14 protein-coding genes and 2 pseudogenes are annotated in these 13,566 nt (G+C 67.2%); 6 read left to right on the forward strand and 10 right to left on the reverse strand.

The genetic code is table 11. The features are described 5' to 3' along the window. The 4 genes and pseudogenes from J0F76_RS17990 to J0F76_RS18005 all read left to right on the forward strand — a co-directional run. A pseudogene (locus J0F76_RS17990) lies at positions 1 to 199 on the forward strand (DNA polymerase III subunit delta'); the annotation flags it as partial. A gap of 3 nt (positions 200 to 202) precedes the next feature. After that, positions 203 to 1,012, forward strand: coding sequence for a TatD family hydrolase (locus J0F76_RS17995; RefSeq protein WP_207471592.1), 810 nt, complete (start codon positions 203 to 205; stop codon positions 1,010 to 1,012). Further along, positions 1,009 to 1,827 (forward strand): MBL fold metallo-hydrolase, encoded by an 819-nt coding sequence (locus J0F76_RS18000; protein ID WP_207471594.1) that lies wholly within the window; start codon positions 1,009 to 1,011, stop codon positions 1,825 to 1,827. Before J0F76_RS17995 ends, J0F76_RS18000 begins: the two co-directional genes overlap by 4 nt. Continuing rightward, positions 1,824 to 2,768, forward strand: coding sequence for an AEC family transporter (locus J0F76_RS18005; RefSeq protein WP_207471595.1), 945 nt, complete (start codon positions 1,824 to 1,826; stop codon positions 2,766 to 2,768). Before J0F76_RS18000 ends, J0F76_RS18005 begins: the two co-directional genes overlap by 4 nt. Positions 2,769 to 2,836: 68 nt before the next feature. Here the strand turns inward: J0F76_RS18005 and J0F76_RS18010 are convergent, their stop codons facing one another. The 5 genes from J0F76_RS18010 to J0F76_RS18030 all read right to left on the reverse strand — a co-directional run bounded on the left by J0F76_RS18010 (position 2,837) and on the right by J0F76_RS18030 (position 8,571). Further along, the gene (locus J0F76_RS18010; RefSeq protein ID WP_207471596.1) at positions 2,837 to 3,787 is read right to left on the reverse strand and encodes an ABC transporter permease; all 951 of its coding nucleotides are present in this window, start codon (positions 3,785 to 3,787) and stop codon (positions 2,837 to 2,839) included. A 3-nt stretch (positions 3,788 to 3,790) separates the two neighbouring features. Next, positions 3,791 to 5,089, reverse strand: a complete 1,299-nt coding sequence (locus tag J0F76_RS18015) for an ABC transporter permease (RefSeq protein ID WP_207471597.1) — start codon at positions 5,087 to 5,089, stop codon at positions 3,791 to 3,793. Positions 5,090 to 5,149: 60 nt separating this feature from the next. Then, positions 5,150 to 6,220: an ABC transporter substrate-binding protein gene (locus J0F76_RS18020; RefSeq protein ID WP_207471619.1), complete on the reverse strand. Its 1,071-nt coding sequence runs from the start codon at positions 6,218 to 6,220 to the stop codon at positions 5,150 to 5,152. Between the two features lie 106 nt (positions 6,221 to 6,326). Beyond that, positions 6,327 to 7,397 carry an ABC transporter substrate-binding protein gene (locus tag J0F76_RS18025; RefSeq protein ID WP_207471604.1) on the reverse strand — a complete coding sequence of 357 codons (1,071 nt, stop codon included), beginning with the start codon at positions 7,395 to 7,397 and terminating at the stop codon, positions 6,327 to 6,329. 70 nt (positions 7,398 to 7,467) lie between these two features. Next, positions 7,468 to 8,571, reverse strand: coding sequence for an ABC transporter ATP-binding protein (locus tag J0F76_RS18030; protein ID WP_207471607.1), 1,104 nt, complete (start codon positions 8,569 to 8,571; stop codon positions 7,468 to 7,470). Between the two features lie 279 nt (positions 8,572 to 8,850). Between J0F76_RS18030 and J0F76_RS18035 the strand changes: the two genes are divergently transcribed. After that, complete coding sequence (locus J0F76_RS18035) at positions 8,851 to 9,606, forward strand: sulfite exporter TauE/SafE family protein (RefSeq protein ID WP_207471609.1); 756 nt, start codon at positions 8,851 to 8,853, stop codon at positions 9,604 to 9,606. A 2-nt stretch (positions 9,607 to 9,608) separates the two neighbouring features. Beyond that, complete coding sequence (locus tag J0F76_RS18040; protein ID WP_207471611.1) at positions 9,609 to 9,956, forward strand: RidA family protein; 348 nt, start codon at positions 9,609 to 9,611, stop codon at positions 9,954 to 9,956. Here the strand turns inward: J0F76_RS18040 and lpxB are convergent. The 5 genes and pseudogenes from lpxB to J0F76_RS18065 all read right to left on the reverse strand — a co-directional run. Beyond that, a complete protein-coding gene (gene lpxB, locus J0F76_RS18045) occupies positions 9,940 to 11,094 on the reverse strand; it encodes a lipid-A-disaccharide synthase (protein WP_207471620.1) in 1,155 nt (384 codons plus the stop codon). The two genes, J0F76_RS18040 and lpxB, sit on opposite strands and share 17 nt — an antisense overlap. A 66-nt stretch (positions 11,095 to 11,160) precedes the next feature. Further along, on the reverse strand, positions 11,161 to 11,973 hold the full coding sequence (locus J0F76_RS18050; protein WP_207471614.1) for an LpxI family protein: 813 nt from the start codon (positions 11,971 to 11,973) through the stop codon (positions 11,161 to 11,163). Continuing rightward, a complete protein-coding gene (lpxA, locus tag J0F76_RS18055) occupies positions 11,970 to 12,752 on the reverse strand; it encodes an acyl-ACP--UDP-N-acetylglucosamine O-acyltransferase (RefSeq protein ID WP_207471615.1) in 783 nt (260 codons plus the stop codon). The genes J0F76_RS18050 and lpxA overlap by 4 nt, the downstream gene beginning before the upstream one ends. Further along, entirely contained in the window at positions 12,745 to 13,224 is a 480-nt protein-coding gene (gene fabZ, locus J0F76_RS18060) for a 3-hydroxyacyl-ACP dehydratase FabZ (RefSeq protein ID WP_207471617.1), read from the reverse strand. Before fabZ ends, lpxA begins: the two co-directional genes overlap by 8 nt. Before the next feature lie 60 nt (positions 13,225 to 13,284). Next, positions 13,285 to 13,566: pseudogene (locus J0F76_RS18065) on the reverse strand (hypothetical protein); the annotation flags it as partial.

The raw sequence follows: 13,566 nt of genomic DNA on the forward strand, positions 1-13,566 counted from the left end.
CGGCGAGGGCGCGCTGCTGGCGCGCCTGTCGCCCGACGATGGGGCAGCCCGCGCCTGGGCCGACGCACAGGCCCGCCTGTCCGCCCGCGCCCGCACCGGACGGGCGGTCAACCTTGACCCTGCCGCGCTGGTGATGGATATGCTGATCGAAATGGCGCATCTGCCGCCCGCGCGATCCGCCCTGCCAGCCAAAGGTTGATCCATGTCACACGCGGCCCCATCGCCGATCGTCGATAGCCATTGCCATCTGGATTTCCCCGACTTCGACGGCGAACATGACGCCCTGATCGACCGCGCCCGTGCGGCAGGTGTCACACGCATGGTGACGATCTGCACCCGCCTGCGCCAGGAACCCCAGGTCCGTGCCCTGGCCGAACGCTTCGACGGCGTCTTCTATGCCGCCGGAACCCACCCGATGAGCGCGGCCGACGAACCCATGGTGACGGTGGACCAGCTTGTCGCCCTGTCAGCCCATCCAAAGTTCGTGGGCATCGGCGAAACCGGCCTCGACTACCACTACACCGCCGACAGCGCCGCCCGTCAGGCCGAAAGCTTGGCAGTTCATATCGAAGCCGCGCGCCAAACCGGCCTGCCTCTTATCATCCATTCCCGCGACGCCGACGACGACATGGCCCGCATCCTGACCGCAGAACATCGCGCGGGCGCATTTTCCTGCGTGATGCACTGCTTCACCTCGGGCGCGGCGCTGGCGCAGACGGCGCTGGACCTGGGCTTCTACCTGTCGATGTCCGGCATTGCGGCCTTCCCGCGATCCGCCGACCTGCGCGCGATCTTCGCCGCTGCCCCCGTGGACCGCATCCTGGTGGAAACCGACAGCCCCTACCTCGCCCCGCCCCCGCATCGGGGCAAGCGCAACGAACCGGCCTATGTGGCGAAGACCGCCGCGCTGGTGGCCGAGGTCTTCGGCATGGATTACCCGCAGTTCGCCGCCCGAACCTCGGCCAATTTTGACCGGCTGTTCCCGAAGGCCGCCTCGGGACCGACAGCATGATCCGCGCCACGATCCTGGGCTGCGGATCGTCGGGCGGCGTGCCGCGCCTTGGCAACCGCTGGGGCGCCTGCGATCCTGCTGAACCCAAGAACCGCCGCCGCCGCTGCTCGCTGCTGGTGGAACGCCCCGGCCCCGGCGGCGTGACGCAGGTGCTGATCGACACCGGCCCCGATCTGGTGCCGCAACTGCTGGACGCCGATGTCGCCACGCTGGACGGGGTGGTCTATACCCATCCCCATGCCGACCACATCCACGGCATCGACGACCTGCGGCAGGTGGCCTTCAACGCGGGCAGGCTGATCCCCGCCTGGGCCGACATGCCCACGTCCGAACAACTGCTCGACCGCTTCGGCTATATCTTCAAGACCCCGCCCGGCAGCTACTACACGCCGATCTGCGACCTGCACCTGATCGACGGGCCCATCGCCGTGACAGGTCCCGGTGGCCCGGTCACGATGATCCCCTTCCGCGTCCAGCATGGAGAGATCACCGCCCTCGGCCTGCGCATCGGCGGGCTGGTCTACCTGCCCGACGTGTCCGACATCCCGCACGCCGCCTGGCCCCTGATCCACGGGGCCGAGGTCTTCGTCTGCGACGCCCTGCGCCCGCAGCCCCATCCCAGCCATGCCCACTTGGCACAGGCGCTGGACTGGATCGCCCGGTCCGAGGTTCCCCATGCCGTGCTGACCAACATGCATATCGACATGGACTATGCCACCGTTGCGGCGACCACCCCCGACCACATCGTTCCCGCCTTCGACGGCATGGTGATCGAGGCCAGCGCCGCGACCCCCGACCACCCCGCCGCGCTATGAGCGCGCTGTTCAACATCATTGTCCCGGTCTTCCTGATCGTGGGCTTCGGCTATGCGGTCGCCTGGCGCGGCATCTTCCGCGAAAGCGCGGTGGACGGGCTGATGGTCTTCGCCCAGAACTTCGCCGCCCCCACGCTGCTCTTCGCGTCCATGGCACGGCTGGACTTGGGGACGGAATTCCGCATGGGCCTGCTGCTGCCCTTCTACGTCGGCGCCTTTGCCAGCTTCTTCATCGGCTGGGCGGGCGCGCGGTTCCTGTTCAACCGCCCGCCGATGGACTGCGTGGCGATCGGCTTCACCTGCCTGTTCTCGAACAGCCTGCTGCTGGGCATCCCGATCATGGAGCGCGCCTACGGCCCGGACTCGCTGTCCGGCAACTGGGCGATCATCGCGATCCACTCGCCGCTGCTCTACACCTTCGGCATCACCTTCATGGAATTCACCCGCGCCCATGGTAGCGGCCTCTCCGTAGGCCGCGTCGCCCTGCGCGCCATGACGGGAGTGCTGCGCACGCCGCTCGTCATCGGCATCCTGGCAGGCATGACCATGAACGTGCTGCAACAGGCCGGGCTTGTCATGCCCGAAGGCTTCTGGGCCGCCGTGGACATGATCGCCAGCGCCGCCCTGCCTGCCGCGCTGTTCGGCCTTGGCGGCATCCTCTACCGCTACCGGCCCGAAGGGGACATGGGGGCCATCGCCATGTGCTGCGCCTGTTCGCTTCTGGTGCATCCCGGCATCGTCTATGCCATCGCCCGGACCTCCGGCCTGGACGATGCCGGCCTGCGCTCGGCGGTGATGACGGCAGCCATGGCGCCGGGCGTCAACGCCTATCTGTTCGCCAACCTCTACGGGGCTGCCAAGCGGGTCGCCGCGACAACGGTGCTGGTTGCCACCGCCATCTCGGTCCTGTCGATCTGGATGTGGCTCGCGATCCTGCCCTGACCCGGCCCTTTTGCCTTGGGCCAAATATCCCACAGGGGGTCCGGGGGACGTGAAGTCCCCCGGCGCTCTCAGCGCGGCGTCACGCCCCGGATGCGCTCGGACCGCCGCCGCAACAGTTCCACCGTGGTCAGCAGCGCGATCGAGAAGATCACCAGCAGCGTGGCCACGGCCAGGATCGCGGGCGAAATCTGTTCCCGGATGCCGTTCCACATCTGGCGCGGAATCGTCTGCTGTTCGGGGCCGGCGATGAACAGCACCGCCACCACCTCGTCGAAGGACGTCACGAAGGCGAACAGCGCGCCCGAGATCACGCCCGGCAGGATCAGCGGCATGGTCACGCGGAAGAAGGTGGTGCGCGGATTGGCCCCCAAGGATGCCGCCGCCCGGTTCAAAGACTGGTCGAAGCCCACCAGCGTCGCCGTGACGGTGATGATCACGAAGGGTATTCCCAGTGTCGCATGGGCCAGGATGACGCCCACATAGGTGCCCGCCAGCCGCCCGCAATTCGTGGGCAGGCCGAACACGCCCAGCAGCTCGCAGGGGTTCGAGTAGAAGAAGAACATGCCCGTCGCCGTGATGATCAGCGGCACGATCATGGGAGAGATCAGGATCGCCATGATCGCCCGGCGGAACGGCATCTCGGGCCGCGACAGGCCAAGCGCCGCCAGCGTCCCCAGCACCGTCGCCAGCAGCGTGGAAAACACCCCGATGATGATCGAGTTCTTGGCGGCCTTGACCCAGTTCGCATTGGCCCAGGCATCCGACCAGAAGGCCCAGCCGGTCGCGTCAGGGTTCTGCATCCCGAAGGTCAGCAGGCTGCGATACCAGCGCGTGCTGTATCCCTTGGGATCAAACGACAGCATCCGGTCGGTGAAGGTGAAATAAGGCTCGGCGTTGAAGGACAGCGGGATGATCACGATGATCGGCGCGATCAGGAAGAAGAAGATCAGCCCGCAGATCACCAGATAGGCATAATGCCAGACGCGCTCCAGGGGCGTTGCATAGGTCGGGACAGCCATGGATCACCCCAGCTTCAGGTTGTCGATGCCGACCATCCGGTCATACACCCAATACAGCAGCAGGACCGCGGCCAGAAGCAGCGCGGCCAGTGCCGCCGCCATCGACCAGTTCAGCGTGTCGGTCATGTGCATCGCGATCATGTTGGAAATCAGCTGCCCCGAGGATCCGCCGACAAGCGCGGGCGTGATGTAGTAGCCGACGGCCAGGATGAACACGAGCAGCGCCCCTGCCCCCAGCCCCGGCAGCGTCTGCGGGAAATACACCCGGCGGAACGCGGTCCAGCTTGTCGCGCCCAGGGACCGCGCGGCACGGACGTAGGACGGGTTGATCGTGCGCATCACGGAATACAAGGGCAGGATCATGAAGGGCAGCAGGATATGGGTCATGGCGATGATCGTGCCGGTCTGGTTGTAGATCATCTGCAACCGCTGCCCGCCGCCGATCACGCCCAGCCAGACCAGGATGTCGTTGATCACCCCCTGCTGCTGCAACAGCACCATCCAGCTTGTGGTGCGCACCAGAAGCGAGGTCCAGAAGGGCAGCAGCACCAGGATCATCAGCAGGTTCGATTTGCGCATCGGCAGCGTCGCCAGCAGATGCGCGATGGGAAAGCCCAGCACGAAGGTCACGAAGGTGATGACCAGCGACAGCCAGAAGGTGCGCATGAACAGCATCACATAGACCTGCTGGCGTTCCTCGACTTGGCTGATGCTGCCGTCATCGCCGCGCTTGCGGTCCACCGCGGCCAGGTAGAAGTTGCCGGTGACGGGGCTCGACGCGTCGCGCATGGCGGACCACAGCCGCGGATCGGCCCAGTCCTCGTTGATGTCGAGAAGCGCGGCCTGGTAAGGCGGTTCCAACCCCCGCCGCACCTGCCGCCCGGTCGAGGTGAACAGCGACCGCGTGCCCGGCACGTCATAGTTGATGCGCGTGCCCACCACGCCGATGGTGCGCGCCTCGGCCGAGGCCTTCAGGTCGGTGGCCAGCGCGGTCCAGGCGGCCTCGTCCGGTTCCGTGCCGCGCGGGTTGTCGGCGAACCACTGCGACAATTGCGGCATGTGGGCCGAAAAGCCGTCGTTGTAGAAGGACCGCTGCAGCATCTGACCGATCGGGACCACGAAGGTGATCAGGATGAAGGCCAGAAGCGGCAGCACCAGCAGAAAGGCGCGGCGGCGGGCCAGCGACTGCGACCGCGCCAGCGCGCGCACCAGCGGCCGGCCATCGGCGGTCCGCAGCGCCCCGTCGGTCACGCCTCCAGCCGTTGTCGCAATGGCTGCATGCGGATCAAGTGCGTTCGCCATGTCTTCCCCAAGGTGTTCAAGGCCGCCGTCCCGCGCGGGGAACGGCGGCAGTCGTTCGGATCAGGCGCCGGCCAGCCAGCTGTTGAACCGTTCGGTCAGTTCGGCGTCATGGTCGGCCCAGAACTCGGGATCGTCCATCACGGCGGTCTTCATGTAGTCCGGGTTCGTCGGCATGTGCGGCGCCATGTCGGTGGTGCCGTCCTTGTACTTGCCGACAAGCGCGGCCGAGGATTTGCGCGACGGGCCGTAGGCGATGTATTTCGCCTGGTCCGCCAGCCGCTGCGTGTCGGTGGCGAACTTGAGGTATTCCATCGCGGCTTCCGGGTTAGGCGCGTCCTTCGGGATCACGAACATGTCCATGTCCATGTACTGCCCGTCCCAGATGATCTCGAAGGGCTTGCCCTCGCCCACCATGGCGTCGAAGAAGCGGCCGTTATAGCCGGTGGCCATCACGACCTCGCCGTCGGCCAGCAGTTGCACGGGCTGCGCGCCCGCTTCCCACCAGACCACGTCGTTCTTGATCGTGTCCAGCTTGGCAAAGGCCCGGTCCACGCCTTCGGGCGTCGCCAGAACCTCGTACACCTGATCCGCCGGAACGCCGTCGGCGATCAGCGCCAGATACATCGTGCGCTTGGGGTTCTTGGGCAGGCCGCGCTTGCCGGGGAAGGCCGCGGTGTCGAAGAAATCGGCGGCCGAATCCGGCTTCTCGCCCGTGAACTTGGTCGTGTCGAAGGCGATCACCGTGCCCCAGAAGATGTTGGCGACCGCGCAGTCCAGCAGGGCGCCGTCGATGAAATCCTCGGCAGCGGGGGTGCCGTCGGGCGCGGCGGGCAGCATCGCCGGATCGATCTCCATCAGGGCGCCTTCGTCGCAGAGCCGGATCGCGTTGCTGACCTCGACGTCGAACACGTCGCCGGTGACGTTGCCCGCCTCGATCTGCGCCTTGAGCGGCGTCGCCGGATCGTCGGCGGCGATCATGTTCACCTTGATGCCGGTCGCTTCGGTGAAGGGCTTGTTGTAGGCCTCGACCTGGCTGACCTCATAGGCGCCGCCCCAGGAAACGACATTGACTTCCTTGTCCTGCGCCTGCGCCGCGAAGGCGAGGCCCACAAGGGCGGTGGATAGAACCATAGTGGTTTTCACGTTCTTTTACTCCCGTTGTTTGGTGGGGTGCGTTGCCCCGTGTTCTTGGCCCCGTCCGGGGCAAGGGGGCGGGCTTCGACCCGCCCCGATGGCGTCAGCTGGCCAGCCAGCTGTTGAACCGCTCGTTCAGTTCGGCGTCGCGGTCCACCCAGAAATCCAGGTTCGAGGCCAGCGCGTTGGTCATGTTGGCCTCGGTCGTGGGCAGGTTCGGACCCATCGGCACGTCGGTGCCCTCGACATTGCCCACCAGGGCCGCCGCCGACTTGCGCGGGGGACCGTAGCTGATGAATTCCGCCGCGCGGGCCTGCGGCTTGGGCGAGGTCGTCCAGGCCACGAACTTCATCGCGTCCTCCTTGTTGGCGGCGCCCTTCGGCACGACCCAGCCTTCCATCTCGTAGATCTGGCCGTCCCAGATGATCTTGAAGGGCTTGCCCTCGCCTTGCGCGGCGTTGAAGATCCGGCCGTTGAAGGCATAGGCCATCGTGACCTCGCCATCCGCCAGCAGTTGCGGCGGCTGCGCGCCAGCCTCCCACCAGATCACGTCGTTCTTGATGGTGTCCAGCTTGGCGAAGGCGCGGTCCACGCCCTCGGGGGTGGCAAGCACGTCATAAACCTCGGCGGCAGGCACGCCGTCGGCCATCAGCGCCAGTTCCAGGTTGAACTTGGCGCCCTTGCGCATGGTGCGCTTGCCGGGGAACTTTTCCAGGTCGAAGAAGTCGGCGGGGGTGGTGGGCTTGGCGTCCGCGAACTTGCTGTCGTCAAAGGCCAGGACCATCGAATACACGTCGGTCGCGACAAAGCACTCCGTGACGGCGCCGTCGATGAAGTCGTCCGCCGCCGCCGTTCCATCCTCGGCCGCGACCAGGATCGACGGGTCGATGGTTTCCAGCAGCCCCTCGTCGCACAGCCGCACCGCGTCGGCATATTCGACCGAGGCCACGTCGGTGGTGACATTGCCCGCCTCGACCATGGCCTTGATGGGCGTCGCCGGGTTGTCCGCGTCGGCCATCGTCACCTTGATGCCGGTCTCGGCCTCGAAGGGCTTGGCATAGGCTTCCAGGTGGCTGTTGCCATAGGCCCCGCCCCAGGACAGCAGGTTCACATCGGCCAGGACGGGCGAGGCGATCAGGCCAAGCGCGGTGGTAAGGGCAAGCGTCTTCTTCATCTATCACTCCAGCTGCAGGGAAATGCGGCATTCGCCGTCGTTCTTGGCCCGCCCGGCGGGCGCCGGGCGCCTAGACCGGGTCCAGCGCGCGGGCATCGGCGGGATGCCAGCCGATCCTGATCTGCTGGCCCGGTTCCAGCCGGGTCTGGCCGATGGTGTTGCGCATCTTCATCACGAAATCGGCGCTGCCCGCGACCTTGAGGCGCGCGCGCAGGATGTCGCCCATGTAGATGACATCGCAGACCTCGGCGCCGATCATGTGGGCGCCGGGCGGCATCATCTCGGGCTTGAACTCGACCCGCTCGGGACGGATGGACACCAGCGTCTGCTGGCCCTTTTCCTTGATGTTGACCGGGGTGGCGTCGATCAGCTCGCCCGTCTTCAGCCGCACGAGGGCCTTGTCGCCGGACAGTTCCTCGATGGTGCCGGGCAGCTTGTTGTTCTCGCCGATGAACTGGGCCACGAAGCTGTTCTCGGGGCGCTCATAAAGATCGGCGGGCGCAGCAAGCTGCTGGATGCGGCCGTCGTTGAAGACCGCCACCCGGTCGGACATGGTCAAGGCCTCGCCCTGGTCGTGGGTGACGTAAACCACCGTGATTCCAAGGCGTTCGTGCAGGTGCTTGATCTCGAACTGCATGTGTTCGCGCAGCTGCTTGTCCAGCGCGCCCAGGGGTTCGTCCATCAGCACCAGCTCGGGGTCGAAGACCAACGCGCGGGCCAGCGCGATCCGCTGCTGCTGGCCGCCCGACAGTTGCGCGGGGCGGCGGTTGGCGAACTTGCCCATCTGCACCATGTCCAGCGCGCGGGCGATGCGGGTTTCGCGGTCGGCCTTGGACATGCCCCGGACTTCCAGCGGGAAGGACAGGTTCTCGCCCACGGTCATGTGCGGAAAAAGGGCATAGTTCTGGAACACCATGCCGATGCCGCGCTTGTGCGGCGGCACCTGGTTGATCGGGCGCCCCCCCAGCCGGATTTCCCCATGAGTCGCGGTCTCGAAGCCGGCAAGCATCATCAGGCAGGTCGTCTTGCCCGAACCCGATGGGCCGAGCATCGTCAGGAATTCTCCCTTGCCGATGGACAGGTTCAAGTCTTTGACGACAAGCGTCTGTCCATCATAGCTTTTCTGCACATGCTCGAAGGCGACGAAGCTATCGCCGTGGCGGTCGTCCAGCAAAAGGCGCTCTCCCCGTGTTCTGTTTTCTTGATCAGCGCATCAGCAGGTTAAGCGGCGCCGTGCCGTTCGCGCAACACCGTTTACGACATTTCTTCAACGCCAGATGTCGCTAACATGCCGCCGCGGCGGCGGCCCGCAAAACGGGCAGTCCTGCCCGGACGGCGGGCAGTCGGGGCAGCGGCATCGGGGCTTGTGCGCCCACGACCCTGCCGCTAGCGTCTTGGCCGATACGAATCCTTGGCGCTTCAAGGCGTTCGACCCTGGATCGAAAGGCCGCCCATGCTGGAAGCTGCCCTGCTGTTTGCCGCCGGGCTGCTGGGCGGGATGCTGAACGCCGTCGCGGGCGGCGGCACCTTCATCACCTTTCCGGCCCTTGTCTTCATCGGCATTCCCCCGGTCGCTGCCAATGCCACCAGCACCATCGCCGCGCTGCCGGGCTACCTGTCGTCCGCCATCGCCTTCCGCAAGGACATCCGCGACATCCACGACGCGCCTTTCGCGCGGCTGACGGCCTGGACGATGATCGGCGGCGCGATCGGCAGCGGGCTGCTGCTGGTCAGTTCGAACACGGCGTTCTCGGCGCTGGTGCCCTTCCTGCTGCTGGCGGCCACGCTGGTCTTTTCCTTCGCCGACGATGTCCGCCGCATGGCCTCGCGCTGGCGGTCGGTGGTCACGCCCTTCGGCCTGGGCATCCTGATGCCGGTCGCGATCTATGGCGGCTATTTCAACGGCGGCCTGGGGATCGTGCTGCTGGCCATGTTCGCGATGTGGGGGATGACCGACCTGCACCAGATGAACGGGCTGAAATGCTGGCTGTCCTTCGCGCTGTCGATGGTGGCCTTCGCGGTCTTCGCCGCGGGCGGCGCGGTCGCCTGGGCGCCGGCGGCGATCATGGCGGCGGGCACCATCACCGGCGGCTATGCCGGTGCGCCGCTGGCCCGGCGCATCCCGCGCGACACCCTGCGTCTGCTGATTGCCGTGATCGGTTTCGGCATGACCGCGATCTTCTTCTGGCGTCTCATTCAAGGAGCATGAACATGAGCGACATCAAGCGTATTGAGACCGGCCCGCGCATGAGCCAGGCGGTCATCGCGGGCGGCATCGTCTGGCTGGCCGGCCAGGTGGGCGAGCCCGGAGCATCGGTCGCGGACCAGACCCGCGTCGTGCTGGAACAGGTGGACCGCCTTCTGGCGGAAGCGGGGACCGACAAGACCCGCATCGTGTCCGCCCAGGTCTGGCTGGCCGACATGGCCGATTTCGCCGAAATGAACGCCGTCTGGGACCAGTGGGTGCCCCAGGGCCACACCCCCGCCCGCGCGACCGGAGAGGCGAAGCTCGCCACCCCCGACTACAAGGTCGAGGTGATCGTCACCGCGGTCCTGTAACCGCCCGCAACACGGACCGGGCGGCGCGCAATCCCGGCGCCTCGCCCCCCTTGCCCAGCCGGTCCATGGTCAGGTCCATGGCGTCCAACTGGGCCTGCCGAGCCTGCGGATCGTCCAGCAGCCTGCGCAAGGCCTGCGCCATCGGCGCGGGCCGGCAATCGCGGCCCAGGAACTCGGGCACTGTGCGCGTGTCGCTGACCAGGTTGACCAGCGTCACCGTGTCGGTCTTCAGCAACATCCCCACCAGCATCCGGCTGAGCGGCGCCATGTCATAGCCGATCACCATCGGCACCCGGTTCGCCGCCAGATCCAGGCTGACAGTGCCCGACGCCGCAAGCGCCAGATCGGCTGCCGCAAATGCGGCGCGCTTCTGGTCGCCATTCTCGACGATCAGCGGCCGGACAGGCCATTGCGCCACCACGTGCCGGACCTGACCGGCGACGCCCGCCACGGTCGGCAGCACCACCTGCATGTCGGGAACATGATGGCGCAGCTCCGTCAGCGCCTCTCCGAAACGCGGCAGCAAGCGGCCGACCTCTCCGCCGCGCGATCCGGGCAGGCAAAGCACCACGGGGGCATCTGGCGCGATCCCGTGACCCGCGCGGAACAATGCGGCGTCATCTGGGCCTGCCACCTGGGCCGTCGCAATGGGATGCCCCACGAAATCGCAGGTCATGCCCGCGGCCTGCATCAAGGGCGGCTCGAAGGGCAGGATCGCCAGCACGTGATCGACGACCTCGGCCATCTTCCGGGCCCGCCCCGGACGCCAGGCCCAGACCGAGGGCGCGACGTAATGGATCACCCGCAAGCCGGGACGATCCGCCCGCGCGGCGCGAGCCACGCGCAGGCAGAAATCGGGACTGTCGATGCCGATCAGCGCGTCAGGGTTTTCGGCAACGACGCGGGCCGCCGTTTCGGCGATGCGCCGCTTGAGGTGGCGGTATTTCGGCAAGACCTCCCAGATGCCCATTACGCTCAGTTCCCCCATGGAGAACAGGCTGTCCAAGCCCTGTGCGGTCATCGCCTCGCCGCCGATGCCGACGAACTCCGCAGCCGGGACCAGTTCGCGCAGCCCCGCCATCAGCGCCGCCCCCAGCTGGTCGCCCGAGGGCTCGCCCGCGATCAGGAAGAACTTCATGCGCATCGCCCCGCTGCTGATGTCCTGTGGGTATTTAAGCAACGAAGAAGCCGATTTCTTCGTTGCTCAAATACCCGAAGGCGACATCGCCCACAAAAACAACCCTGCGGCTTCCGCGCGCCGGACGGCCTCTGCCCGGTCCAGAAGGATCACGCCGCCCGCCTGCCAGGCAATCCCCGCCAGACCGGCACCCGCAGCCTGTGTCACGCTGTCGGGGCCAAGGGTCGGCAGGTCGATCCGCATGTCCTGTCCGGGCTTCGGTGCCTTGACGAACACGCCCTTCGCGCCGTTGGGGTTCGGCCTCAGGCCCGCGTGACGGGCGGCAAAGTCCAGCATCGCGGCCGTTCCCGGCAGCGTCTCGATGGCAAGGCACTGGCCCTGCGCCACCACCGCGCCCTGCCCAACGTCCAGCGGCCCCAACGTGGCAAGGATCAGCGCCCCACGCGCGGCATCGCGACGATCGGCGACGGAAGGCTCGCCCGCCAGCACGCCCTCGGCGGGGATGAGGTCTGGCGCGACCTCCGCGACCGAGGCGATGGCCAGCCCGTGTTCCTGAAACACCTTCAGCACCGCGCGCAAGGCGCCGTCGTCTCCTGACTGCATCGCCATCATGATGCGCGGCACCAGTTGCGCGGTGCGATTGTCGAACAGTTCGGGATCAAGGCGCGGACGACGGATCGCGCCCGCAAAGACCACGCGCGACACGTCCTGATCCAGAAGGCTGTCCAGGAACGGCACCAGCCGTTCCAGCCGGAAAGGCTGCGCCTCCACTCCCTCGGGCGCGAAGCCGTTTAGGGCATAGACCAGAGGCGCGTCCAAGGCGGCGATGACGGCGGGGGCAAGCGCGCCCTGGCCTGCGATGACGGCTGTTCTGGTCATTCGGATTTCGGGGTCAGGAAGCTGCGGTCCGAAGGGCCGAGGATGAAATCCAGCACGTCGCGGACCATTCCGCCGGTCTCGCCCTCGGCCAGGTGGCGGGCGGTATCGCGGAAGCTGCCGCCGCCCAGCTTGTCCAGCATGTCGCGCAATTCGTGGATATCGGCCCGGCTGGCGCCACGGCGCTTGAGGCCCACGAGGTTCAGCCCGTCCAGATGCCCGCGCGGCCCCTGCACGAGGCCGTAGGGGATCACGTCCGCCGTCACCATCGTCACCGCGCCGATCATGGCGCCGCGCCCGATGCGGACCCACTGGTGCACGCCTGACAGCCCGCCGATGATCACGTCGTCGTCCAGGTGGCAATGCCCGGCAAGCGAGGCGTTGTTGACAAGGATCACCCGGTCGCCCAGCCGGCAGTCGTGGCCTACGTGGCAGCCCGCCATGAACAGCCCGTCATCGCCGATCCGGGTCACGCCGCCGCCGCCCTCGGTCCCCGGATTCATGGTGACGTATTCGCGGATGCGGTTGCGCGCGCCGATCTCCAGCCGCACGTCCTCACCCTTGAACTTCAGGTCCTGCGGCACCTCGCCGATCGAGGCGAAGGGGAAGACCACCGTGCCCTCGCCGATGGTCGTGTCCCCGGCGATGGCGACATGGGACTTCAGCACCACCCCGTCGGCCAGTTGCACGCGCGGCCCGACCACGCAGAACGGACCGATCCGCACGTCCGCGCCGATCCGGGCGCCGTCCTCGATGACGGCGGACGGGTGGATGTCAGTCATCGGCCTTCAGGGCCATCATGGCGGTGAACTCGGCCGAGGCGCACAACTGGCCGTCCACGGTCGCCCGGCCCTCGAACTTCCAGATCTTGCCGCCGCCGCGCAGGGCTTTGCAATGCAGCTCCAGCACGTCGCCGGGCACCACCATGCGGCGGAACTTGCACTTGTCGATGCCCATGAAATAGGTGGCCAGCGGCTTGTCGATGATGTTCATGCTGACGCCGACGATCACGGCCGCGGTCTGGGCCATCGCCTCGACGATGGTGACGCCGGGCATGACGGGTTCCTCGGGGAAGTGGCCCTGGAAATGCGGCTCGTTGCAGGTCACCATCTTGATGCCGACGCCGCCCTCGTGCGGGACGATGTCGCGCACCTTGTCGATGAACAGGAACGGATACCGGTGCGGGATGATGCGCTTGATCAGCGACAGGTCGGCCTCGGTATAGGGGGCGGGGGCGCGCGTTTCGTCGGCCATGGTCGTTCCTTCGGGACGTTTTTCCCCGGTTAGCAATGCGTTTGCCCGTTGGCAAGCCGATCAGGCCGCCCCTTGCCCGGCGCTAGGCGCCCGTCCGCTGCCCATCCGGCCCTCTCGCAGCCAGCCCGTCAGGATCAGCCCGGACACCAGGATCAGCCAAGCCCAGCCCGGCAGCAGCGCCCGGCGCTCCAGCCCGGTGACGGATGCCGCCTCGCGCGGGGTGATGGCGATCCAGTCGCCAAGCGCCGCGCTGCCCGATGCGTTCCGTCCCGGCGCCGCGGTGCGCAGGTCGGGCACGCCGCCGGACAGCGCCACGACCCCGCCCCCGGTGGCGCCCACAAG

This window comes from Paracoccus fontiphilus (assembly GCF_017356265.1).
In the GTDB taxonomy this organism is placed as follows: Bacteria; Pseudomonadota; Alphaproteobacteria; order Rhodobacterales; family Rhodobacteraceae; genus Paracoccus; species Paracoccus fontiphilus.